The sequence below is a fragment of the Streptomyces sp. NPDC002788 genome, assembly GCF_053592115.1.
This window is the reverse complement of sequence record NZ_JBSFVB010000009.1, coordinates 199,793-223,373: the sequence shown is the minus strand read 5'-3', so window position 1 is coordinate 223,373 and position 23,581 is coordinate 199,793. Positions and strand designations below refer to the sequence as shown.

21 protein-coding genes are annotated in these 23,581 nt (G+C 71.8%); 14 read left to right on the top strand and 7 right to left on the bottom strand.

The window, feature by feature from the left end:
* Nucleotides 1–22: 22 nt before the first annotated feature.
* From ACWD1U_RS18880 to ACWD1U_RS18865, 4 genes are all read right to left on the bottom strand, one after another.
* Nucleotides 23–1,405 carry a ferredoxin reductase family protein gene (locus ACWD1U_RS18880; RefSeq protein WP_451108809.1) on the bottom strand — a complete coding sequence of 461 codons (1,383 nt, stop codon included), beginning with the start codon at nucleotides 1,403–1,405 and terminating at the stop codon, nucleotides 23–25.
* A gap of 135 nt (nucleotides 1,406–1,540) precedes the next feature.
* Nucleotides 1,541–2,239, bottom strand: a complete 699-nt coding sequence (locus ACWD1U_RS18875; RefSeq protein ID WP_451108807.1) for a L,D-transpeptidase family protein — start codon at nucleotides 2,237–2,239, stop codon at nucleotides 1,541–1,543.
* 3 nt (nucleotides 2,240–2,242) lie between these two features.
* Complete coding sequence (locus ACWD1U_RS18870; RefSeq protein WP_451108805.1) at nucleotides 2,243–2,830, bottom strand: pyridoxamine 5'-phosphate oxidase family protein; 588 nt, start codon at nucleotides 2,828–2,830, stop codon at nucleotides 2,243–2,245.
* A gap of 142 nt (nucleotides 2,831–2,972) precedes the next feature.
* Nucleotides 2,973–3,815 (bottom strand): hypothetical protein, encoded by an 843-nt coding sequence (locus ACWD1U_RS18865; RefSeq protein WP_451108803.1) that lies wholly within the window; start codon nucleotides 3,813–3,815, stop codon nucleotides 2,973–2,975.
* A 291-nt stretch (nucleotides 3,816–4,106) separates the two neighbouring features.
* Here ACWD1U_RS18865 and argH point away from each other — a divergent pair, with 291 nt between their 5' ends.
* The 4 genes from argH (at nucleotide 4,107) to ACWD1U_RS18845 (ending at nucleotide 8,868) form a co-directional block, all read left to right on the top strand.
* Nucleotides 4,107–5,540 carry an argininosuccinate lyase gene (gene argH / locus ACWD1U_RS18860; protein ID WP_451108801.1) on the top strand — a complete coding sequence of 478 codons (1,434 nt, stop codon included), beginning with the start codon at nucleotides 4,107–4,109 and terminating at the stop codon, nucleotides 5,538–5,540.
* A 132-nt stretch (nucleotides 5,541–5,672) separates the two neighbouring features.
* On the top strand, nucleotides 5,673–6,644 hold the full coding sequence (locus ACWD1U_RS18855) for an aldo/keto reductase (RefSeq protein WP_451108800.1): 972 nt from the start codon (nucleotides 5,673–5,675) through the stop codon (nucleotides 6,642–6,644).
* A gap of 86 nt (nucleotides 6,645–6,730) precedes the next feature.
* Nucleotides 6,731–7,297, top strand: coding sequence for a TetR/AcrR family transcriptional regulator (locus tag ACWD1U_RS18850; RefSeq protein WP_451108798.1), 567 nt, complete (start codon nucleotides 6,731–6,733; stop codon nucleotides 7,295–7,297).
* Between the two features lie 62 nt (nucleotides 7,298–7,359).
* Entirely contained in the window at nucleotides 7,360–8,868 is a 1,509-nt protein-coding gene (locus ACWD1U_RS18845; RefSeq protein WP_451108981.1) for an MFS transporter, read from the top strand.
* A gap of 104 nt (nucleotides 8,869–8,972) precedes the next feature.
* On the opposite strand, the gene ACWD1U_RS18840 is transcribed toward ACWD1U_RS18845, so the two are convergent.
* Complete coding sequence (locus ACWD1U_RS18840; RefSeq protein ID WP_384157567.1) at nucleotides 8,973–9,647, bottom strand: lysophospholipid acyltransferase family protein; 675 nt, start codon at nucleotides 9,645–9,647, stop codon at nucleotides 8,973–8,975.
* A gap of 385 nt (nucleotides 9,648–10,032) precedes the next feature.
* Between ACWD1U_RS18840 and ACWD1U_RS18835 the strand changes: the two genes are divergently transcribed.
* The 3 genes from ACWD1U_RS18835 (at nucleotide 10,033) to ACWD1U_RS18825 (ending at nucleotide 12,339) form a co-directional block, all read left to right on the top strand.
* Nucleotides 10,033–11,199 (top strand): glycerophosphodiester phosphodiesterase, encoded by a 1,167-nt coding sequence (locus ACWD1U_RS18835; protein WP_451108796.1) that lies wholly within the window; start codon nucleotides 10,033–10,035, stop codon nucleotides 11,197–11,199.
* A 90-nt stretch (nucleotides 11,200–11,289) separates the two neighbouring features.
* Entirely contained in the window at nucleotides 11,290–11,784 is a 495-nt protein-coding gene (locus ACWD1U_RS18830) for an RNA polymerase sigma factor (protein ID WP_451108795.1), read from the top strand.
* A 57-nt stretch (nucleotides 11,785–11,841) separates the two neighbouring features.
* Complete coding sequence (locus ACWD1U_RS18825) at nucleotides 11,842–12,339, top strand: GNAT family N-acetyltransferase (protein ID WP_451108978.1); 498 nt, start codon at nucleotides 11,842–11,844, stop codon at nucleotides 12,337–12,339.
* Between the two features lie 90 nt (nucleotides 12,340–12,429).
* Here ACWD1U_RS18825 and ACWD1U_RS18820 read toward each other — a convergent pair whose 3' ends face one another.
* Nucleotides 12,430–12,861 (bottom strand): hypothetical protein, encoded by a 432-nt coding sequence (locus ACWD1U_RS18820; RefSeq protein ID WP_451108793.1) that lies wholly within the window; start codon nucleotides 12,859–12,861, stop codon nucleotides 12,430–12,432.
* Nucleotides 12,842–13,201 carry a hypothetical protein gene (locus ACWD1U_RS18815; protein ID WP_451108791.1) on the bottom strand — a complete coding sequence of 120 codons (360 nt, stop codon included), beginning with the start codon at nucleotides 13,199–13,201 and terminating at the stop codon, nucleotides 12,842–12,844. Before ACWD1U_RS18815 ends, ACWD1U_RS18820 begins: the two co-directional genes overlap by 20 nt.
* 69 nt (nucleotides 13,202–13,270) lie before the next feature.
* On the opposite strand from ACWD1U_RS18815, the gene ACWD1U_RS18810 reads away from it, so the two are divergent.
* The 7 genes from ACWD1U_RS18810 (at nucleotide 13,271) to cobT (ending at nucleotide 23,536) form a co-directional block, all read left to right on the top strand.
* Nucleotides 13,271–13,921, top strand: coding sequence for an HAD family hydrolase (locus ACWD1U_RS18810; RefSeq protein WP_451108789.1), 651 nt, complete (start codon nucleotides 13,271–13,273; stop codon nucleotides 13,919–13,921).
* Nucleotides 13,922–14,295: 374 nt separating this feature from the next.
* Nucleotides 14,296–15,330, top strand: coding sequence for a methionine ABC transporter ATP-binding protein (locus ACWD1U_RS18805; RefSeq protein WP_451108787.1), 1,035 nt, complete (start codon nucleotides 14,296–14,298; stop codon nucleotides 15,328–15,330).
* Entirely contained in the window at nucleotides 15,327–16,034 is a 708-nt protein-coding gene (locus tag ACWD1U_RS18800) for a methionine ABC transporter permease (RefSeq protein ID WP_451108785.1), read from the top strand. The genes ACWD1U_RS18805 and ACWD1U_RS18800 overlap by 4 nt, the downstream gene beginning before the upstream one ends.
* Before the next feature lie 117 nt (nucleotides 16,035–16,151).
* The gene (locus ACWD1U_RS18795; protein WP_451108783.1) at nucleotides 16,152–16,976 is read left to right on the top strand and encodes a MetQ/NlpA family ABC transporter substrate-binding protein; all 825 of its coding nucleotides are present in this window, start codon (nucleotides 16,152–16,154) and stop codon (nucleotides 16,974–16,976) included.
* Nucleotides 16,977–17,115: 139 nt separating this feature from the next.
* Complete coding sequence (locus ACWD1U_RS18790) at nucleotides 17,116–17,748, top strand: GNAT family N-acetyltransferase (protein ID WP_451108781.1); 633 nt, start codon at nucleotides 17,116–17,118, stop codon at nucleotides 17,746–17,748.
* 144 nt (nucleotides 17,749–17,892) lie between these two features.
* On the top strand, nucleotides 17,893–19,113 hold the full coding sequence (cbiE, locus tag ACWD1U_RS18785) for a precorrin-6y C5,15-methyltransferase (decarboxylating) subunit CbiE (RefSeq protein WP_451108779.1): 1,221 nt from the start codon (nucleotides 17,893–17,895) through the stop codon (nucleotides 19,111–19,113).
* 367 nt (nucleotides 19,114–19,480) lie between these two features.
* Entirely contained in the window at nucleotides 19,481–23,536 is a 4,056-nt protein-coding gene (cobT, locus tag ACWD1U_RS18780; protein WP_451108777.1) for a nicotinate-nucleotide--dimethylbenzimidazole phosphoribosyltransferase, read from the top strand.
* Nucleotides 23,537–23,581: the final 45 nt, after the last annotated feature.

Below are 23,581 nucleotides of genomic sequence, written 5' to 3'. Positions count from 1 at the left end.
GAAGGGCTGTGGGTGCCGTCGCTCACATCTCGAACGACTCGTGATGGATACGGCGGGCGGGGACTCCCGCGCCGCGCAGTGCCTCGTAGACGGACTGCGCGAAGCCGGGCGGCCCGCACATGAAGACGTCGTGGTTGTCGATGTCCGGGATCTTCCGCTGGAGGGATTCCGCCGAGATGTCGGGTCGTTCCCCGTCCGGGCTGTTGACCGCGTACATCAGCCGCGCGCCGCGCTCGTCGGCGATCTTGGCGAGTTCGCCCCACAGGGCCAGGTCCTGGGTGCTGTTGGCCCGGTAGAGGAGGGTGATGTCGCCCGACGCGCCCGGCAGCGTCTCGAACAGGGCCCGCATCGGGGTGATGCCCACACCGCCCGCGACCAGCAGGACCTTGCCGCGGCTGCGCCGCTGCGCGGTCATCGCACCGTACGGGCCCTCCGCCCACACCCGGGTGCCGGGCGTCAGCTCGCGCAGCCGGGAGGTGTGGTCGCCGATCGCCTTGACGGTGATCCGCAGCATGTCCGGGCGGGGCGCCGCCGACAGCGAGTACGGGTGCGAGCTGAAGCGCATGCCCGGAGCCATGAACCGCCACCGGAAGAAGTGCCCGGCCTCCGCGCCCATCCGGTGCAGCTTGCGCCCCCCGATCAGGACGGACACGATCCCCGGGGTCTCCTCGATGACCGCCTCGACCCGCATGCGGTGCCGCAGGTTCAGCCGGATCGGGGTGAGGACCCGGTACCAGAGCACCAGCGCGGTCACCGCGCCGTACAGCCCGTACCAGAAGGTCTTCGCGGTGGGCTCGACGGCGAACTCGTTGCCGGTCGTGATCTGGTGCCAGAAGGTCAGGTACACCGCCGCGTAGGTCAGCAGGTGCACGTGGTACCAGGTGTCGTAGCCGATCAGGCGGCGCACCCCGCCGATCGACAGGATTCCGATGAGGAGCAGCAGGCCGGTGCCGATGGCGGCCTTGCCCATGTCCGGCAGTTGGTTGATGGAGTCGGTGGTCTGCTGGACGATGTCGCCGAGTCCCTTGCCCGCCTGCAGCGCGTAGCCCCACATGATGAGGAAGACGTGGGCGAGGACCAGGCAGAGCGTGTAGCGGCCGGTCATGGCGTGCCAGCGCGCGACCCGGTCGGTGCCCACCCGGCGCTCCAGCGCGGGGACCCGGGCCGTCTGGAGCACCACCAGCGCCATGAGGTAGCCGGCGAGCAGGCCGGTGATCCGGCCCGCCGCCAGGATCTTGGCCGAGGTGTCCGCGAGGGACGGCGTGTTGTCCCACCACAGCCACAGCACGGCCGCCGCACCGGCCCACAGGGCGATCAGCAGCGGGACGGCCGGGGAGCGGCGCGGGCGGATGCGGCGCATCGTCTGGCGGCGGGCGGCACGTCCGCCTGCGAGCGTGGTGGTCACGGTTCCTCCGTGGGGACTTGACCCTTGGCCCACAGATACGTGCCGGGACACGGGAGTGTTCAGCCGCGTACCGAGTCGTGTGCGCACGGCAGTGACCGGGGGTAACGCCCTGCGCGCTCGGGCGGTGCCCCGGCTCTAGTAGCGGGTGACGGCGGTGGTCCCGCCGGCCGTTCCGACGGCGATGTGGGGCCGCCTGCCGGGGTCCGCCCAGGCGAGGATCCGCCGCATCGCGTCCTTGGGCACGGAGACGCAACCGGCCGTCGCCCCGCGCCCGTTGACGTGGAGAAAGATGCCCGCGCCGCGCCCCCGCACGGGACGCTCGTAGTTGAAGCCGATGACGAGCGCGTGCGCGTACTGCTCCCGATAGGTGATCAGATGCTCGGACGCGGCGGCCCCGCAGTCGGCCGCACGGGGCTCGGTCCAGCGGTTGTAGGAACGGGAGTCGTTGTCCTGGCACCACCAGGAGGCCCGGTGCACCCGGCGGTAGGGGAACGCCGTCCCGCGCGGCGCCGCCCGGATGCCGAAGGCGTACGGCAGGTCGTACAGGCCGGTGGGGGTGGTGTTCGTGCCCTGCTTGCGGGAGGCGCCCTCGGCGAGGCCCTTCGCTCCGAAGCGCGCGGGGGCGGAACCCGCCTTCACCCAGCGCCCGTCCCTGGCGCGGTCCCACCAGGTGACCGTGCCCGTCGTCGAGGCCGTCCCGGGGGCCACCGCGGTGATCAGCTGGGTGCCGCCGCCGGTGTCCGCCATCCGGGCCGGCAACGGCGCGGGGGAGGGCGGCCCGGCGCCGAGCACGATCAGGCAGGAGACGGCGAGGGCGACGGCACCGGGGCGCATGCCTCAGACCGTAGAGGGCGGCAGCGGCAACGGCAGCCCGGGTAGTCCGTCCAGGCTGGTCGCGATGTGCTCCTTCTTGGTGAAGTACGCGTCGAGCGAGGCGTCGTCCTCACGGGCGAACCGCTTGCCGTGAAGGTCCCGGTCCTCCTCGTACGCCATGAAGGGCACTGCGTAGCCGCAGGTGTCGCGGACGAGTTCGGCCGTGACGACGATGATCGCGCGCAGGCCGTGCTGCGAGGGGTCGATGTCCGGGAAGTGCGCGAGCAGTTCCCGGAAGCGGGGGTCGTCGCGGAAGACCGGTTCGCCCCTGCCGTGCACGCGGACTATGTTCGGCGGGCCCTGGAAGGCGCACCACATCAGGGTGATCCGCCCGTTCTCCCGCAGATGGGCGATGGTCTCGGCGTTGGAGCCCGCGAAGTCGAGGTAGGCCACGGTGTGCTCGTCGAGCACCGCGAAGGAACCCCTGAGGCCCTTGGGGGAGAGGTTGACCGTGCCGTCGGCGGACAGGGGGGCGGTGGCGGTGAAGAAGACCGGCTGCGCCTCGATGAACGAGCGGAGCCGGCCTTCTATGCGCTCATGAGTTTTTCCCATGTCCAGCGATTATGGGCGCAGGTCTTTCGACTGTCTAAAAAAATCGCGGGATCCGGTCACCTCTGCCGGACCCCGCGCCCTGGCGCCTGCCCGTGGCCGCCCCGGCCGGCGCTCACGCGGGGCGGCCACAGCGCCGTTCACCTCACTTGGTGAGCGTGCAGGCGGCCAGGGAGTCCAGGCCCTGCGGCTTGGCCGCCGTGCGTCCGATGGCGGTGGCGATGCGGTTGACGGTCGCCACGCGCTTGTCCTTGAGCGGGCCGAGGATGGCGTTCTGGACGAAGTTGGGGCCGCCCTGACCGACCGTGTTGGCCAGGCGGGTGTTGGCTTCCCGGATCTGCGTGTCGAGCAGGGTGAGGTTGCGGTCGACCTCGGCCTTGGCGGAGGCGGGGACCGCGGGGAGCTTGGACCGGACGTCCGGGCACGTGATCGTGCCGGCGCCGGTGTTGCCGCCGTTCCCGGCGTTGCTGCCGGCGTTGCCGTTGCCGGTGTTGCCGCCCGCCTGCGGCTTGCCGGCCGCGCCGCCGCCCGTGTTGCTGCCCGCACCGTTGAGCGTGCAGGCGGCCAGGGAGTCCAGGCCCTGCGGCTTGGCCGCCGTGCGTCCGATGGCGGTGGCGATGCGGTTGACGGTCGCCACGCGCTTGTCCTTGAGCGGGCCGAGGATGGCGTTCTGGACGAAGTTGGGGCCGCCCTGACCGACCGTGTTGGCCAGGCGGGTGTTGGCTTCCCGGATCTGCGTGTCGAGCAGGGTGAGGTTGCGGTCGACCTCGGCCTTGGCGGAGGCGGGGACCGCGGGGAGCTTGGACCGGACGTCCGGGCACGTGATCGTGCCGGCGCCGGCCAGGGTCCGGGCGTTGCTCCCGTTGCTCTTGGACGTCTCCCCGGCGAGGGCGAAGCCGGCGATCACCGTGCCGGACAGCGCCACGGCGGCGGCGCCGCCGATGAACGCGACGCGACGCTTGTTGTACTTCGGAAGAGCCCTGGACATGGGGGTGCCTCACTAGGGGTCGGGATGTCGTCGGTGTCGAAACGCGGCGCCTGCGTTCGGCGAGAGGTACGAGCAAGCGGTTTCCCGCGTTCAAGGGATCTTCAAATTCCTCACCGGCGTCCGGAATTCGACCCCCGACCGCATGCATATTGACGAATCATGCAGACCTCTGCATACTCATGCATGAGATCGCGGCCCGGCGGGACCTCGCGCAAGCAGTAGCGTGATGACCGCCTCTCCACCCCGGTGGGGAAGCGGTGGCACATCCACACCCATTGAGGAGCGCAGCAGGTGAGCAGCAACAGCGGTGACGTCCGGCTCTGGGGCGGCCGTTTCGCCGACGGACCCGCCGAGGCCCTGGCGAAGTTGTCCGCGTCCGTCCACTTCGACTGGCGGCTCGCGCCGTACGACATCGCCGGTTCGCGTGCCCACGCGCGCGTGCTGCACAAGGCGGGGCTGCTCACGCAGGACGAGCTGACCCGGATGATCGCGGGGCTGGACCAGCTGGAGGCGGACGTCGCCGACGGCTCGTTCGTCGGCACGATCGCCGACGAGGACGTCCACACCGCCCTGGAGCGCGGCCTGCTGGAGCGCCTCGGACCGGACCTCGGCGGCAAGCTGCGCGCGGGCCGCTCCCGCAACGACCAGGTCGCGACCCTCTTCCGCATGTACCTGCGCGACCACGCCCGGATCGTCGGCGGCCTGATCGCGGAGCTCCAGGACGCGCTGATCGGTCTCGCCGAGGCCCACCCGGACGTGGCGATGCCCGGCCGTACGCACCTCCAGCACGCCCAGCCGGTCCTCTTCGCCCACCACGTCCTCGCCCACGTCCAGTCCCTCTCCCGGGACGCGGAGCGCCTGCGTCAGTGGGACGCCCGCACGGCCGTGTCGCCGTACGGCTCCGGCGCGCTGGCCGGCTCCTCCCTGGGTCTGGACCCGGAGGCGGTGGCGCGGGACCTCGGCTTCGAGCACGGCTCGGCCGGCAACTCCATCGACGGGACGGCGTCCCGCGACTTCGTTGCCGAGTTCGCGTTCATCACGGCGATGATCGGGGTCAACCTCTCCCGCATCGCCGAGGAGGTCATCATCTGGAACACGAAGGAGTTCTCCTTCGTGACCCTGCACGACGCGTTCTCCACGGGCTCGTCGATCATGCCGCAGAAGAAGAACCCGGACATCGCGGAGCTGGCCCGTGGCAAGTCCGGCCGGCTGATCGGCAACCTGACGGGTCTGATGGCCACGCTCAAGGCCCTCCCGCTCGCCTACAACCGCGACCTGCAGGAGGACAAGGAGCCGGTCTTCGACTCCATCGACCAGCTGGAGATCCTGCTCCCGGCCTTCACCGGCATGATGGCCACGCTCACGGTCCACCGCGAGCGCATGGAGGAACTGGCCCCGGCCGGCTTCTCCCTCGCCACGGACATCGCCGAATGGCTGGTCAAGCAGGGCGTCCCGTTCCGCGTGGCCCACGAGGTCGCGGGCGAGTGCGTGAAGGCCGCCGAGGCGGAGGGCAAGGAGCTGGACGAGCTGACGGACGAGCAGTTCGCCAAGATCTCGTCCCACCTGACCCCCGAGGTCCGCTCGGTCCTCAACGTCCCCGGTGCCCTGGCCTCCCGCAACGGCAGGGGCGGCACGGCGCCGAGCGCGGTCGCCGTCCAGCTGGCGGAGGTGAAGGCGGACGTGGCGGCCCAGCACGATTGGGCGACGGCGCGACAGACGCCGTGAGAAGGGGCGCGGGGAGCTGCGCGACACCCCACGGGTGACCCGTACCGCCAACACACAGCGAGCCCCGGGCTCACCGGCGAAGGGCATCGCGGGGGGTTACGTTGGTCATCAGTCGACCGAACGGAGCCCGCGATGCCCTTCGCCCGCCTGGCCGCGGCAACAACCCCCACCTGCCACATCGGTCTGGGCCTCGCCGCCGTAGGACGCCCCGGCTACATCAACCTCGGACGGGACGAGGACCTCGGAGGAGACCGCAGCGTCGAAAGGCTCCGCACCCGCACCCACGAACTCCTCGACGCCGCCTACGCACAGGGCGTCCGCTACTTCGACGCCGCCCGCTCCTACGGCCGCTCGGAGGAGTTCCTCGCCGACTGGCTCAAGGACAGGCCCGGCCTCGATGACATCGTCGTCGGCAGCAAGTGGGGCTACACCTACACCGCCGGCTGGTCCACCGACGCCGAGACGCACGAGGTCAAGGACCACACCCTCGCCACGTTCGAACGCCAGCGCGCCGAGAGCGACGCCCTGCTCGGCACCCGGCTCGACCTCTACCAGATCCACTCGGTGACCCCGGACAGCCCGGCCCTCACCGACAAGGAACTGCACGCGAAGCTCGCGGAGGCCGCCGCACAGGGCCTCACCATCGGCTTCTCGACCAGCGGCCCCGCCCAGGCGGACGCGATCCGTGCCGCCCTCGCCGTGACCGTCGACGGCGAACCCCTCTTCCGTACCGTCCAGTCCACGTACAACGCGCTGGAGACCTCCGCCGCCCCCGCCCTCGCCGAGGCGCACGACGCCGGACTCACCGTGATCGTCAAGGAGGGCATGGCCAACGGCCGCCTCGCCGGCGCGCACGCCCCGGAGGTGCTCAAGGAGATCGCCGAGCAGACCGGACTGGGCTGCGACGCGGTGGCCCTCGCCGTCGTCCTCCGCCAGCCCTGGGCCGGCGTCGTCCTCTCCGGCGCCGCCACCACCAGCCAGCTCGCGTCGAACCTGCACGCGGCGGTCGTCGACCTCGACGACGACCAGTCGACCCGCCTCGCCACGCTCGCCGAGGAACCGCACGCGTACTGGGAGCGGCGCGGACAGCTGCCCTGGCACTGATCACTCCCGGGCTCGTGAACCGGCAGCCGTGAGTCACACACGCCCAGTGTGAGACGTTCATGTCTCATGTGGGGTATTGTCGTCTCATGCCTGTCGATCCCGATCACGTGCTGCGCTCCGCCGCCGCCCTGCTGACCCGCAAATCCACCGCGACCATGGACGAGGTCGCCAAGGCCGCCGGGATCAGCCGCGCCACGCTGCACCGCCACTTCGCCGGGCGTGAGGCCCTGGTCCGCGCGCTGGAGGCGCTGGGCATCGCGGAGTGCGAGGCCGCACTGGACGCGGCCCGGCTCGACGAGGGCACGGCCAGCGAGGCCGTACGCCGGCTGGTCGCGGCCGTCGAGCCCGCCGCAGGACTGCTCGCGTTCCTCTACACCGAGAACCAGCTGTTCGAGGGCGAGGAGCAGAACGCGGGCTGGACCCTGATCGACGACCGGATCTCCGCCCTGTTCCGGCGTGGCCAGCTCAGCGGCGAGTTCCGCTTCGACCTCACGCCGGCCTGGCTCACCGAGGCGCTCTACGGCCTGCTGGCCTCCGGCGCCTGGATGGTACACAGCGGCAAGGGCGCCCCCAAGGACTTCCAGCACATGATCGTCGAGCTGCTGCTCGGCGGGGCACTGCGACGAGACGAACCACAGAGAGAGAAGTCATGAGCGGCACCCTGCAGCATGGGGGCGCCCCCTGCCCGAGCGAAGCCGAGGCCGTGGGGGAGAGCATGATCGAGGCGGTGAAGCGCCCGGGCCGCTGGCTCGCGCTCGGCGTTCTCGTGCTCGCCGTGCTGCTGGTGGCCGTCGACGCGACCGTCCTCGGTCTCGCGACCCCCTTCATCAGCGAGGACCTCAAGCCCTCCGGCACCCAGCTGCTGTGGATCGGCGACGTCTACTCGTTCGTCATCGCCGGCCTGCTCGTCTCCATGGGCAGTCTCGGCGACCGGATCGGCCGCAAGCGCATCCTCCTGGTGGGCGCCACGGCGTTCGGCGCGATATCCGTGTTCAACGCCTACGCCACCACGCCCGAGATGTTGATCGCCGCCCGGGCGCTGCTGGGCGTCGCCGGCGCGACCCTGATGCCCGCCACGCTCGCCCTCATCCGCAACCTCTTCCACGACCCGCGCGAACGCAGCCTCGCCGTCGGTATCTGGGGCGCCGCCGCCTCCGCCGGTACGGCCGTCGGCCCGATCGTCGGCGGGTTCCTGCTGGAGCACTTCTGGTGGGGTTCGGTCTTCCTGATCAACCTGCCCGTGATGGCCGTCCTGGTCCTCGTCGGGATCAAGCTGCTGCCCGAGTCGCGCACCGCGAACCCCGGCCCCTGGGACCTGGCCAGCGTCGTGCTGTCACTGGTCGGCATGATCTGCATCGTGTACGCCGTCAAGGAGGCCGCCACGCACGGCTTCGCGTGGGGCACCCTCGCCGCCGGTCTGCTGGGCGCCGCCGCCCTCTACGGATTCGTCCGCCGTCAGCTCACGCTCCCCGCACCGCTGCTGGACATGCGGTTGTTCCGCAACCGCGGCTTCAGCGGGGCGGTGCTGGCCGACCTGCTGACCATCCTCGGTCTGTCCGGACTGGTGTTCTTCCTCTCGCAGTACCTGCAACTCGTCCAGGGCAGGCGCCCGTTCGAGGCGGGGCTGGCCGAACTGCCCGCCGCGATCGGCGCGGTGGTGGCCGGTCTGATCGCCGGCCGTGTGGCCCGCCGTTTCTCGGTACGGTCCGTGGTCTCCGGCGGTCTCGCGGCGATCGGCCTCGCCCTCGCCGCGCTCACGGTGATCGGCCAGTCCACCGGCTATCCGCTGCTCGGGACCGCGCTGCTGGTGGTGGGCGTCGGCGCCGGATTCTCCTTCACGGTGACCGCCGACGTGATCCTCTCCAGCGTGCCCAAGGAGCAGGCGGGCGCCGCGTCGGCCGTCTCCGAGACGGCGTACGAACTCGGCGCCGCCCTCGGCATCGCCGTGCTCGGCTCGATCGTGACCGGCGTCTACCGCGACTTCACCGGCCCCGCGGGGACGCCCGCCGCGGCCCACGAGTCGCTGGGCGGCGCGGCAGAGGCGGCGTCGGGCATGCCGGCGCACAGCGCCTCCGTGATGCTGGACGCGGCCCGCACGGCCTTCGTCGACGGCCTGGCCCTCGCGGCGGGCGTCGGCGCGGCGGTCCTGCTGGCCGCGGCGGTGGCGGCCTGGTTCCTGCTGCGGGGGCAGCGACTGGAGAGCGGCGGAACCGAGCACCCGTAGCCCCGCGGCGGCCCGGTGGCCCTCACCGGCATGAGCGACGCAAGGACCCCTGAAGGGGGGTGGGGAACGCCGCGGCGAGCCCCCACGCACGCACACCCACCGAACTACGCGGCTTCTTTCGCCTTGCTCGCGTACATGTCCACGTACTCCTGTCCGGACAACCGCATGACCTCGGTCATCACGGAGTCCGTCACGGCCCGCAACACATACCGGTCCCGGTCCATCCCCTCGTACCGGGAGAACTCCATCGCCTCGCCGAACCGCACCGTGACCTTGCCGGGCCTGGGCAGACCCGCCCCACCCGGCTGAAGCTTGTCCGTGCCGATCATGGCGAAGGGCACCACGGGCGCACCCGTCATCAGGGTCAGCCGGGCGATACCCGTCCGCCCCCGGTACAGGCGCCCGTCGGGCGACCGCGTCCCCTCCGGGTAGATGCCGAACACGCGGCCTTCCTCCAGCACCCGGCGCCCGGTCATCAGCGCGGCGACACCGCCCCGGCCGCCGTCACGGTCCACCGGGATCATGCCGACGCCGGTGAAGAACCAGGCCATCAGCCGGCCCTTGAGGCCCTTGCCGGTCACGTACTCGTCCTTGCCGATGAAGAAGACCTGCCGGTCGCAGACCAGTGGCAGGATCATCGAGTCGATGAACGTCAGGTGGTTGCCGGCCAGGATGACCGGACCGTCGCCGGGAATGTGCTCCGCGCCCTCCACCTGTGGGCGGAACATCAGGCGCATGATCGGGCCGAGCACTGCCTTGATGAGCGCGAAGCGGGACAACGGACCCTCCGGTGTCAAGGGATTTGTGTATGAGTATGTGCAGGTGAGGACGATACTCGGGGCCTGCGTGGTCGCGCACATCGGGCACGGCGACTTCACCGAGGTCTTACGCACCGTTGACGCGCGTTTACCTGCAGTGGCGCACCGGTGACGGTGTGCAACGCGGCCGACATGTGTGACACACATCGCCCCGGGCACACCGCACGCGTTCCCAGAACGGCCGGGCCGAATCGACCGCGACGCGACGAACCGTCAGTTCACCGTCCCCACCAGCCACTACGGACATCCCGAGTCACCCGCGTGTTCCGCCCGAGGTCTCCCGTGCGTCATGTGCGCGCCCCTACGATCGGCCCGCACTGGCGAGCACGACGGCAGGGAGGCGCTCATGGGAACCCAGGAGTCGAACGAAGAAACGACCGGCACCGGACGGCGGGCGCTGCTCGGCGCGGCGGTGCTCGGCGCCGGCGGAGCGGTCCTCGGCGCGACCGGCACGGCGAGAGCCGACGGCGCCCGGCACGGCGGCGGAGGACTCAGGAGCCTGCCCAAGCCGACGATCATCGGCCACCGGGGCGCCAGCGGCTACCGCCCGGAGCACACCTTCGGCTCCTACCAACTGGCCCTCGACATGGGTGCCGACATCGTCGAGGCGGGCGACCTGGTCCCGACGAAGGACGGGCACCTGGTCTGCCGTCACGAGCCGGAGATCGGCGGCACCACGGACGTCGCCGACCACCCCGAGTTCGCCGGCCGCAAGAGGACCAAGCTCGTCGACGGCGTCTCCACCACCGGCTGGTTCACCGAGGACTTCACGCTCGCCGAGCTGAAGACCCTGCGGGCGATCGAGCGCATCCCGGCCAACCGCCCGCACAACACGCTCTACAACGGCCGCTGGGAGATCCCCACCTTCGAAGAGGTCCTGCGGTGGCAGGACGAGCAGACCCGCAAGCGCGGCAAGCAGGTGTGGATCTACCCCGAGCTCAAGCACCCCACCTACTTCCGCAAGCAGGGCCTCCCCCTGGAGGAGCGCGTCGCCAAGCTGCTGCACAAGCACCGCAAGGACCGGCGCACCTCCCCGGTCGTCCTGCAGTCCTTCGAGCCCACCAGCGTCCAGCGCCTGAACAAGCTCGTCGACAACCCGCTGGTCGTCCTGCTGTCCTCGGCGGGCACCCGTCCCTGGGACTTCGTGGAGACGGGTGACCCGCGCACGGTCGCCGACCTCATCAAGCCGGCCGGCCTCCGGGAGATCGCTTCCTACGCGCAGGGCATCGGCCCGACGCTCGACCTGGTCGTCCCGCGCGACGCCGAAGGCAACCTCACCCAGCCCACCACACTCGTGTCGGACGCCCACAAGGTGGGCCTGATCCTGCACCCGTGGACGCTGCGCAACGAGAACCCCTTCCTGCCCGCGAACTTCCGCAAGGGCACCGACGCGGACGCCTACGGTGACGTCTTCGGCGCCTACAAGGCGTACTTCGCGACCGGCATCGACGGCGTCTTCACCGACCAGCCCGACACGGGGTTGCTGGCCCGCGAAGACTTCCGCGACGGCTGAGCCCGTCAACGACTGAGCTCACACACCCCGGTCGGGTGAGCTTCGGCCGCCCGGGCAACCCGCCGCCCGGGCGGTCGCGTCGCTGCGCATATGACGCACGACCTGGTCACCTCGCTGCGCCCGCTGCTCACCGCCGAGGCCTCCGCGGAGGCGCATGCCGCCGGAACCGAGGCGGGCGACCTTGAGCAGGCGGTCTGGCTCCGCCTGCTGGAGCGCCTCGACGCCGACGGCCCTCCGCGCGACCCCGGGCAGTGGCTCCGCCGGGCCGTCCGCGCGGAGGTCCGCCGCACCCGCCGTACGAGCCGCCTCGAACGTCCGTACGCCGTCGAGCCGGTCGACGACGGCGGGCGCGACCCCGAGCAGCTCGCCCTCGCCGCGGCTCGTGGCCGTGCCCTGCGCGAGGCCGTGCGCCGCCTTCCGGGTCGGTGCCCCCGGCTGATGGAGGCCCTGCTCTCTCCGGAGGACCTGACATACCGGGAAATCGCAGGGGAGTTGGGTATCTCACAGGGGAGCCTTGGCCCGGAACGTTCCAGATGCCTGGGATGTCTGCGCAGATTGCTCGCACCGGAGGTTGCGGCCCGCTGAGGGCGGGGATAGGAGTGAGGGACGACAGGTGATCAGATGAGCGGGAGGCGTGCGCACATGGGCATGAGCGTGACCATCTCTGCGGCGACCGAGCAGGACGCGGAGCAGATCTTCAGGCTGCAGTACCTGTGCTTCCAGCCGGAGGCGGCGCTGTACGGGAACTACCGCATCGACCCGCTCGTCCAAACCCTCGACTCGGTCCGCGAGGAGGTCGCCCGGAACTGCGTCTTCGTGGCCCGGCTCGGCGAGGAGGTCGTCGGCTCGGTCCGCGGCTCGGTCACCGAGGACGGAGCGGCCGCGATCGGCAAGCTGTGCGTCCACCCCCGCCTGCAGGGCCACGGCATCGGCGCCCGTCTCCTCCGAGCGGCCGAATCGGCCCTGGCCGACCAGCACGGCGCCACCCGCTTCCGCCTCCACACCGGCCACCGCAGCGAGGGCAACCTCCGCCTCTACCGCAAGGTCGGCTACGAAACGGTGGGCACATCCCAAGGCGCGGACGGTATCCCCATGATCGTCCTGGAGAAGCCGGCGGGAACGTACGCAGCGACGGCGTGAAAGCCGGCCCCCTCGGGGGCGCGGGCTGTATCGATGCGCGGCTCCGCCGCGTGGGCGCGAGCACCGCACGCACGCGGCCGCCTGATCACATCAGGCGGCTTCCCCATCCCCCGAACGCGAAGCCCGCAGCCAGTAGATCGCCGACAACGGCAACAGAATCGGGATGAACAGGTACCCCATCCCGAAGTCCGACCACACGGTCGCGTCAGGAAACGCCGACGGCTCGGCCAAGGTCCACGTTCCCACCGTCAGCACACCCGCCAACTCCGCGACACAGCAGACGAGCGCCGCCCGCCGTGCCGTCTCTCCGCCCCGCACCAGCGAGTACGTGATGAACCCGTACACGACACCGGCCACCGCCGAGAGCGCGTACGCCAGCGGCGCCCGGTCGAACTCCGTCGCGATCTGGAACGCGGAGCGCGACACCGCCCCGACGACCATCACGCCGTACAGCCACACCAGCAGCGTGCCCGGCCCGCTGGTCAGCCGCCGCCGACTCACCTCAGCCTCCCCAGATGTCATAGAGCCGCACCTCCAGCACCGCCAGCACCACACCGCTCGCGGCCACCGTCACCGAGCCCCACCGGGTCCGCTCGGCCAACGACATGAAGCCCGCCGCCGGAACGCACGCGAAGGCCCCCAGCAGGTACGCCACGAAGATCGTCGTGCCCTGCTCCGGCTTCTCACCCTGCGTCAGCAGCACGATCCCCACGACAAGCTGGACCAGCGCCAGCAGCGTGACCACGGCCATCCCGATGAAGTGCCAGTCCTTCGTCGGCTGGTCACGGTAGGCCGCCCAGCCGCACCAGGCGGCGAGCAGCAGCGCGGCGACGCCGGTCACCAGCGTCAGGGCATTCAGCATGCAGCGACCTTATTACGGCCGAAAAGGCCCCATGCTTCCGGCCCTGGCCTGCACCGTAGGGTCGAGGGCATGACGATCCACGCGCAGGCCCTGCTGTTCGACAACGACGGAACCCTCGTCTCCTCCCTCGCCTCGGTGGACCGCTGCTGGACACGGTGGGCCGCGGAGTACGGGATCACGGCCGAGGAGTTCGCCCGGGTCGAGCTGCACGGCCGGCCGGCCGCCGAGATAGCCGCCGACCTGCTGCCCGCCGAGCTGGTGCCGCAGGCCGTCACGCGGATCGAGGACCTTGAGGTCGACGACGTGCCCAACGACGGTGTGCACCTGCTGCCGGGTACCCGCGCCTTCCTCGACTCCGTTCCGCCCGACCGCTGGGCCGTCGTCACCTCCGCCACCCGGCGGCTGGCCGAGGCCCGGCTCGACGCCGTCGGCATCCTGCCCAAGACGCTCGTCGCCGCGGACGACATCACCCGCGGCAAGCCCGACCCCGAGCCCTATCTGCTCGCCGCCCGGGCACTCGGTGTCGACCCGGCCCACTGCGTCGTCTTCGAGGACGCCCCCGCCGGACTCACGGCCGGCCGCGCCGCCGGGATGACCACCGTGGCGTTGACCACAACCCACCAGGCCCACGAGCTCCACGCCGACCTCGTCGTCGAAAACCTGTCGGCCTTGTCCGTCCTGGTCACCGACCAGGGCGTGGAGATCTCCCGGCGCGGCTGACGACGCTCACTCCCTGTCCACCGCTGTCCAGCATCCGGACCGCGGCGGCTTGTCAGGACCGTACGCATGTTTTACTGACGGCATGACCACGACGAGCGACCGCATCCCCGCGACCGAGGCGACCATGACGCCCGGTGCTCGTTGTATGTGTCGAATGTGCGCCTTCTAGAGGGCCCCCGCACCCCCTTGAGCTCGCGCCCCGAAGCGAGACCGCGGCATGTCCGCACGCCCTGAGCGGTGCGTGACACCAAGCCGCCCGCGCACATGTTCTCCCCGGTTCCACGCCTCAGCGAGAACCGTGTCGCGTCCCTGAACGAATGCACCTGTGCCCGGGCACACCCACGCCCGCGCACTCGACAGTGACGGAAACCCACGTGATCACCACAACGGACCTGACCAAGGTCTACCGTTCACGCGGCCGCGAGGTCACCGCCTTGGACGGCGTCGACCTGCATGTCCGCGAAGGCGAGGTGTACGGCGTCATCGGCCAGTCCGGCGCCGGCAAGTCCTCGCTCATCCGCTGCGTCAACCTACTGGAACGCCCCACCTCCGGCACCGTGACCGTCGCCGGGCAGGACCTCACCGCCCTGGCCGGCCGCGGCCCGCGCGCGGGGAAGGAGCTGCGCCAGGCGCGCAGCCGGATCGGCATGGTCTTCCAGCACTTCAACCTGCTGTCCTCCCGGACCGTCCAGGACAACGTCGAACTGCCGCTGGAGATCCTCGGCAAGTCCGGCCAGGAACGCTCCCGCAAGGCACTGGAGCTGCTCGACCTGGTCGGCCTCGCCGACAAGGCCAGGGCCTACCCCGCCCAGCTCTCCGGCGGCCAGAAGCAGCGCGTCGGCATCGCCCGCGCCCTCGCCGGCGACCCCAAGGTGCTGCTGTCCGACGAGGCCACCAGCGCCCTCGACCCGGAGACGACCCGCTCGATCCTGGCGCTGCTGCGCGACCTGAACCGGCAGCTCGGCCTGACCGTCCTGCTCATCACCCACGAGATGGACGTCGTGAAGTCGGTCTGCGACTCCGCCGCGCTCATGGAGAACGGACGCATCGTGGAATCGGGCACCGTCAGCGAACTCCTGGCCACCCCCGGCTCGGAACTGGCCGCCGCGCTGTTCCCGCTCGACGGCGAGGCGTCCGGCGAGGACCGCACCGTCGTCGACGTCACCTTCCAGGGCGAGAGCGCGACCCAGCCCGTCATCTCGCAGCTCGCCCGCACCTACAACATCGACATATCGATCCTCGGCGCCGCCATCGACACCGTCGGCGGCCTCCAGGTCGGCCGGATGCGCATCGAACTGCCCGGACGCTACGAGGACAACGTCGTGCCGATCGGTTTCCTGCGCGAACAGGGCCTCCAGATCGACGTCCCGGGCCATGAGTCCGTACTGGTGAAGGAAGGTGCCAAGTGACCTGGTCCGAGATGCAGCCCCTGTTGGAACAGGCGTGTTGGGACACGCTCTACATGGTCGGCTGGTCCACCCTCATCGCCGTCCTCGGCGGACTGCCGCTCGGCATCCTGCTGGTCCTCACCGACCGCGGCGGGCTCCTCCAGAACGTCGTCGCCAACAAGGTCATCGGGCAGATCGTGAACATCGCCCGCTCCCTGCCGTTCATCATCCTGATGGTCGCGCTGATCACCTTCACCCGCTGGGTCACCGGCACGACCATCGGCCGCGAGGCCGCCATCGTGCCGCTCGCCATCGGCGCCATCCCGTTCTTCGCGCGTCTGGTCGAGACGGCCGTCCGGGAAGTGGACCACGGGCTCGTCGAGGCCGTGCAGGCCATGGGCGGCAACACCTGGACCATCGTGCGCAAGGTCCTCGTCCCCGAGTCCCTGCCGTCGCTGATCGCCAGCGCCACCACCACGGTCGTCGCCCTCATCGGCTACTCCGCCATGGCGGGCACCGTCGGCGCCGGCGGCCTCGGCGACATCGCCATCCGCTACGGCTACCAGCGCTTCGAGACCCAGATGATGTGGATCACCGTCGCGATCCTCGCCGTGGTCATCTCCCTCATCCAGTTCGCCGGCGACTACGCGGCCCGCTCCCTGCACCGCCGCGGCGCCCACTCGGGCCCCGCCCCCAAGCTGCGGCTGCTCAAAGCCGCCTCCTGATACCCCCGTTCGCCCTCCCGTCGTCCCCCACCACCCCTCACCGACGGCGCTGCGCGCCGACACCCCTTGATTCCAGGGGTCGCACCACCCGCAAGGTCATAAGGAAAGGCACTTTTCGTGCGTAACACTGCCAAGATCACCACCGCCGCCCTCGCCGCCGGAGCCCTCACCCTCGGCCTCACCGCCTGCGGCGCGGGCAAGGACGCCTCCGACACCTCCGGTCCGCTGATCGTCGCCGCGAGCCCCGTCCCGCACGCCGAGATCCTCAACTACGTCAAGGACAACCTGGCGAAGAAGGAGGGCCTCGACCTGGAGGTCAAGGAGTTCACCGACTACACGTCGCAGAACCCCGCGACGCAGGACGGCTCCGTGGGAGCGAACTACTTCCAGAACAAGCCGTACCTCGACGACTACAACAAGAAGAACGGCACCGACATCGTGCCCGTCGTCACGGTCCATCTGGAGCCGCTCGGCCTCTACTCCCACAAGGTCAAGAAGGCCGACGACCTGAAGAGCGGTGCGACCGTCGCCGTCCCCAACGACACGGTCAACGAGGCCCGCGCCCTCAAGCTGCTCGCCGCCCACGGGCTCATCACGCTCAAGGACGGCGTCGGCAGCGAGGCGACCCCCTCGGACATCACCGAGAACCCCAAGAACCTCAAGTTCAAGGAGCTGGAGGCGGCCCAGACACCGCGCTCCCTCGACGACGTGGACGCCGCCGTCGTCAACGGCAACTACGCCATCGAGTCCGACCTCAAGCCGTCGAAGGACGCCCTGATCCTGGAGTCCCCGAAGAACAACCCGTACGGCAACTTCCTCGCCGTGAAGAAGGGTAACGAGGACGACCCGCGCGTGAAGAAGCTCGCGAAGCTCCTCACCTCGCCCGAGGTGAAGAAGTTCATCCAGGACAAGTACGCCGGCTCCGTGCTCGCCTCCTTCTGAGCCCCCGCCCGGCACCCACCGCACACGGGGTCCTCCCTCACCAGGCGGGGAAGAGCCCGTGTGCGGATCAGTGCTTTCATGCTGCATGCTGGGCAGTTCAGCATGCCCTGAAGGTTCACCGAAGGTTACGGAGCGGCGCATGACGAGCACCTTTCCCAACGTCTCCATCAGCACGGAGCGGTTGGTGCTGCGTCCCCTCGACGAAGACGACGTCGCCGCCCTGACCGCGATGATGAACGACGAGCAGGTGGCGGCCTGGACCTCCGTCCCCCAGCCCTTCACGGAGGACGGCGCCCGCACCTGGATCACCGAGCACGCCCCCGCCGCGCGCACCGCGGGACGCGGACTCGACTTCGCGGTCACCGAGTTCCTGACCCAGCGCCTGGTCGGCCTCATCCAGCTCGGCAAGACCAACTGGCACGTACGCTCCACCGAACTGTCGTACATCATCGCCCCCTGGGCCCGCGGCGAGGGCTACGCCTCCGAGGCCGCCCTCGCCACCGCCCAGTGGCTCTTCACGGACCAGAAGTTCGAGCGCATCGAACTGCGCACGGCGGCCGACAACACCGCCTCCCAGCAGGTCGCCCAGAAGATCGGCTGTATCAGCGAGGGTGTGCTGCGCAACGCCTGTATAGCCCGCGCCCGTGCCGCGGACGGCACATGGACCGAGGTACGCACCGACTTCATCGTCTGGAGCCTGCTCCCCGAGGACCTGGAAGGCGTCGGGGAACAGCTGCGCGACGGCTTCACGTCCTTCGGCGACTGGAACTGACCGGAACACCGGGAGGAAGACGGCGACGACGACACCGGCGCCCCCTCCGACATCTCCACCGGGTACCCTCACGGAGCCCGCCCGCGGGCGGTTCCCCGCAACGACACACAGACGACCTGCGAAAACCCCTGGAGACTGACGACGATGGCCGACCGGGTCACGGTGATCGGCTGGGACGGTTCGCCGCTGACCGCCGCGGCGCGCGCCGCCCTGGGCGCCGCCACGCTCGTGGCGGGCGCCGCCCACCACCTGGCGCTCCCCGAGGTACCCGCCGGCGCCGAGCGCATCCGCCTCGGCAGCGTCGCCCTCGCCGCCCGCCGCATCGCCGCCCACCGCGGCACGGCCGTCGTGCTCGCCGACGGCGACCCCGGCTTCTTCGGCGTCGTACGCACCCTGCGCGCCCCCGAGTTCGGCCTCGAGGTGGAAGTCGTCCCCGCCGTCTCGTCCGTCGCCGCCGCCTTCGCCCGCGCCGGCATGCCCTGGGACGACGCACAGGTGGTGGTCGCACATCCTCGTACCCTGCGACGCGCGGTGAACGTATGCCGCGCCCACACCAAGGTGGCGGTTCTCACCTCACCCGGTGCCGGACCCGCCGAACTCGGCCTGCTGCTCGAAGGAGTCCACCGCTCCTTCGTCATCTGCGAGGAACTCGGCACCGCGCAGGAGCGGGTCAGCGTCGTCACCTCCGACAAGGCCGCCGACCACACCTGGCGCGACCCCAACGTCGTCATCGTCCTCGGCGGCCCGGTCGGCCCCGGCGCCGCGGGGGAGACCGGCGGCTGGCTCGCCGGCCGCGACCCGTCCGCCGGACCACGCGGCTGGACGCTGCCCGCCGAGGCGTACGGCGGTGACCTCGCGGAGGGCGAGACCCAGCTGCTGCGCGCCTCCCAACTCGCCCGCCTCGGACCGCGCGTCGGTGACCTCGTGTGGGACATCGGCTGCGGCAGCGGCGCCTTCGCCGTCGAGGCCGCACGCGCCGGCGCCGCCGTCATCGCCGTCGACAGCGACCGGGCCGCCTGCGCCCGCACCGACGCCGCCGCCCGCCGCCTCGGCGTCCCGCTCCAGATCGTGCACGGCACCGCCCCGCACGTCCTGGAGAACCTCCCCGAACCGGACGTCGTCCGCGTCGGCGGCGGGGGAGCGGCCGTCGTCTCCGCCGTCGCCGACCGGCGCCCCCAGCGCATCGTCACGCACGCCGCCACCCGCGACGCCGCCGAACTCGTCGGCCGCGACCTGAGCGAGCACGGCTACGGCGTCGAATGCGCCCTCCTCCAGTCCGTCGAACTCGACACCAGGGCCTGGACGGAGAAGGAACGGAGCGTCGCGTTCCTGCTCAGCGGCGTGCTGCCGAGGCGCGGCGCCTGATCCCGCGAACGTCCCCGTGATCGGGTTGTCGTACCGCGCGCGGTAGGCTGGCCGATCGCTGCACCGCACGCGGACGCCCGGCACTTCGTCGGTCAATGTCCGGAAAGCCCGCCCTTTTTGAGGTGGGGGCGGTACGGCAGAACCGAAGGACGCGCAACGTGGCGCAGTCCACAGCGGAACCGTCGCGGATCAAGCTGCCATGAGGGCGGTACGGCCGCAACAATGCCAGTGAATGGCTTTGTCGCCTTTTCGGGGCGGGCCGTTCGTGCCGCTGGGGACGCACGCTCGTTCTTCACTGCGGGGCGGTCGGTGCGCCGTTCCGGGCGAGCTGGTCGTAGGAGCACTAACCGATGGGCGAGGGGTACGCATGACCGACACCGGCCAGGTCCCGGGCGAGGGACTGCCGGAGAACGCAGGCATGGTGGAGCAGCCGGGCGCCCCCGCGCACGGTTCGTACACCTACCTCTCCGAGTCCACCGCCGAGGACGAAGACCTGCTGCTGTTGCCGGGCGCCCAGGGCGCCTGGGGCAACGAGGTCCCCCCGCCCGCGCCGGAGCCGGTCGTCGAGACCGTGCACCAGCCGGGCCCGCACGAGATCTCCGGCCGCGACAGCGGCTCGGTCGACCTCGGTGGCGTCCGCCTGCCCGATCCGCCGCCGATCCCGCCCATCACCCCGCGCAGGCCGCTGCACCTCGGCCCGCCCCTGCCCGGCAGCTCCACCAGCCCGGTTCGCTCCCTCGCCGACCGCGGCCCCGCGGACGCGCCGGTACGCCAGCCCGCCGCGCCGTCGGCCGGCCCGGAGTACCTCGACGCCCCGGGCGCCGCCCGGACGCCGGCGCCTCCGGCCGCACCCTGGGGCGCACAGGTCCCGGCCCCGGCCCAGGTGAGCGCCGGGGCGGCGCCTGCGGAAACGGTTGTTCCGGCGACGGTGCCGGTGGGCACGGCCCAGGCGGACGCGACCCACACGGCGCCGCAGCCGGCCGAGGCCGCGCAGGCCGCTCACGCGGAGCAGCCGGCGCAGGCTGCGGCGGTGGGCGAGCCGGCGGGCCAGGTGCTTACCGCCGAGGGGTCCGCGTTGTCCGCGCAGGGCATGGTGGTCGACTCCGCCGGTGCGGGCACGGGGCCGGACGGGGGCCAGGTCTCCGCCGCCGAGGCCGGCCGGAGCGCGGCGGCCGGGGCCGAGACCGCGGGCGTCGGCCTCGTGGAGGGCCAGGCGCCCACCGCCGCGGTTGCCGGTGATCCCGCTGGCGTGGGCACCGGGCCGGACGCGGGCCAGGCGCCCACCGCGGCGGTTGCCGGTGACCTCGCCGGCGGGAACGCCGGCTCCGAAGCGGACGAGGCGGCTGCGAGTGCCCCCGCTGCCGGAGAGGCCGGACCGGAGGCGGACCAGGCGGTTGTGAGCGACCCCGCCGCCGCAGAGGCCGGCCCTGTCGAGAGCCAGGTGGCCGTGGCCGAGCCCGAGGCCGTCCCCGCGCAGGACGCGGCTGTCGCGGGCGCCGACCCGGACGGAGCCCAGTCGGCTGCCGCCGAGGCCGTGTCCGCTCCCGGAGCGGTTCCGCCCCCTCCGGCTCCGGTGCCGGTCGTGGACGCCGCCGGCCATACCGGTGAGCCGGAGGCAGCCGCTCCCCAGGGCGCGCAGCCGGATGCCGCGGTCGATCCCGCCGACGCCGGCGAGCAGCCCCCGGTCGCCGCCGAGCAGTCCGCTCCTGCCCCTGAGGACGCACCGGCCCCAGCAGCGGTCCCGTTCCCGGAGGCTCCGGTCGGTCCCGAGCCTGCCGTCGTGGCTCCGCCCGAAGCCGCTGTCGAGGAGGCGGCCGGTGCGCCCGAGGCTGTCAGCCAGGCAACGGACGCGGTGGCTCCCGACGTGGCAGCCCCCGAAGTCGTTGTGGAGGCTCCCGCGGCTCCTGAGGCAACCCCCGCCGAAGCAGCCGCACCGGCACCGGAGGCGACGGCCCCACAGCCGGCCACGCCTGAGGCGCCCGCGCCTGAAGCCGACGCTCCTGAAGTGGCCGCTCCTGAGACGCCCGCGCCTGAAGCCGACGCGCCTGAAGTGGCCGCTCCTGAGGCGCCCGCGCCTGAAACCGTCGCGCCTGAAGTGCCCGCACGGGAAGCCGCCGCCCCGGAGGCCGCCGCCCCGGAGGCCGCCGCCCCCGAAGGCGAGACACAGGCCGACGCGCCGGAAGCGTCCGCCCCGCCCCAGCCGCAGCAACCCGCCGAAGCCCCTGCCCAGGCCCCCGAGGCGGTACCCGCCCCCGCCCCCGGGGCGGCACCCACCCCTGCCGCCGAAGCAGTCGAGCCCGAGGCCGTCGCCGAGGAAGCCGCACCCGCACCCGACCCGGTGGCCGAGCCCGTGCCCGAGTCCGCACCCGCACCCGACCCGGTGGCCGAGCCCGTGCCCGAGTCCACCGACCCCCCGGCATCCGCCGAGGACGTCACTGTCGTACTCCCGGGCCCGACGCCGGACGAGCGGAGCGCGCAGCCCGTCCAAGGCCCGCAGCAGTCGCAGCCGGCGCAGCCCGGGACGCCTGAGGCGCAGGAGACGCCGGAAGCCGTCGCCGCCGTCCCCGCCCCCCGCGACGGTGACGCCCCGCTCGCCCAGAGCGCCGACGACCTGGACACCCGGGCCGCCGATCAGGAAGACCAGGAAGAAGAGAGCGCGGTCGCCGTGGCAGAAGCACGACAGTCCACCGGCCCCGCCGCCCCGGGCTACGCCCCCGCCGAGCGCGAGGCCGTCCTGAAGGTCATGCGCGAACGCCGCGACATCCGCAACGGCTTCCGCAGCGACCCCATCCCGCACGAGGTGCTGCTCCGTGTCCTGGAGGCCGCCCACCACGCGCCCTCCGTCGGCCACTCGCAGCCCTGGGACTTCGTCGTCATCCGCTCCGCCGACACCCGGCGCGCGATGCACGAACTGGCCATGCGCCAGCGCGAGGCGTACGCGAGGTCCCTCCCCAAGGGCCGGGCGAAGCAGTTCAAAGAGCTGAAGATCGAGGCCATCCTCGACACCCCGGTGAACATCGTCGTCACCGCCGACCCCACCCGCGGCGGCCGCCACACACTCGGCCGTCACACCCAACCCCAGATGGCCCCGTACTCGGCCGCCCTGGCCGTGGAGAACCTCTGGCTCGCCGCCCGCGCCGAAGGCCTCGGCGTCGGCTGGGTCAGCTTCTTCGACGAGCGCGAGATGGTCCGCGCCCTCGGCCTGCCCGAGCACCTCGAGGTCATCGCCTACCTGTGCGTCGGTTACGTCGACGAGTTCCCGGACGAGCCCGAGCTGCTGCAGGCCGGCTGGTCCAAGCGCCGCCCGCTGTCCTGGGTCGTGCACGAGGAGACGTACGGCCGTCGCGCCCTGCCCGGAGAGGAACCGCACGACCTGCTCGCCGAGACCGTGGCGCAGATCCGCCCGCTGGACGCCAAGGCGCTCGGCGAGGCCTGGGAGCGCCAGAAGCGTATGACCAAGCCGGCCGGTGCGCTGGGCATGCTGGAGATCATCTCCGCGCAGCTGTCGGGCCTGTCCCGCCAGTGCCCGCCGCCCATCCCGGAGCCCGCAGCCGTGGCGATCTTCGCCGGCGACCACGGCGTGCACGCGCAGGGGGTCACCCCCTGGCCGCAGGAGGTCACGGCCCAGATGGTGGCCAACTTCCTCGGCGGCGGCGCCGTCTGCAACGCCTTCGCCACCCAGGTGGGCGCCGAGGTCTGCATCGTCGACGTGGGCGTCGCGGCCGACCTCCCGGCCACCCCGGGCCTGCTGCCCCGCAAGGTCCGTGCCGGTACGTCCGACCTGACCACCGGCCCCGCGATGACCCGCGAGGAGGCCAGGCAGGCCATCGAGATCGGCATCGAGACGGCCCGCGACCTGGTCGCCGCAGGTAACAAGGCCCTGCTGACCGGCGAGATGGGCATCGCCAACACGACCGCGTCCGCAGCGCTGATCTCCGTCTTCACGGGCGCGGACCCGGCCGAGGTCACGGGGCGGGGCACCGGCATCAACGACGAGACCCTCGCCCGCAAGACGGAGGTCGTCCGCCGCGCCCTGGAACTCCACCAGCCGGACCCGGCCGACCCGATCGGGGTGCTCGCCGCGATCGGCGGATTCGAGCACGCCGCCATCGTCGGTCTCCTCCTCGGCGGCGCGTCCCTGCGCACGCCGGTGATCCTGGACGGCGTCAGCGCCGGCGCCGCCGCCCTGGTCGCCCGCGCGATCGCCCCGGAGGTCCTGGCCGCCTGCATCGCCGGCCACCGCAGCGCCGAGCCGGGCCACGTGGCGGCCCTCAACAAGCTCGGCCTGCGTCCCCTGGTCGACCTGGACCTTCGCCTCGGCGAGGGCACGGGCGCCCTTCTTGCCCTGCCGCTGGTCCAGAGCACGGCCAGAGCGATGCACGAGGTGGCGACGTTCGACTCCGCGGGAGTCACCGAGAAATAGGGCTCAGGTCGTTCCGGTGGCTCCGTGCCCGGCCACGACCGTGCT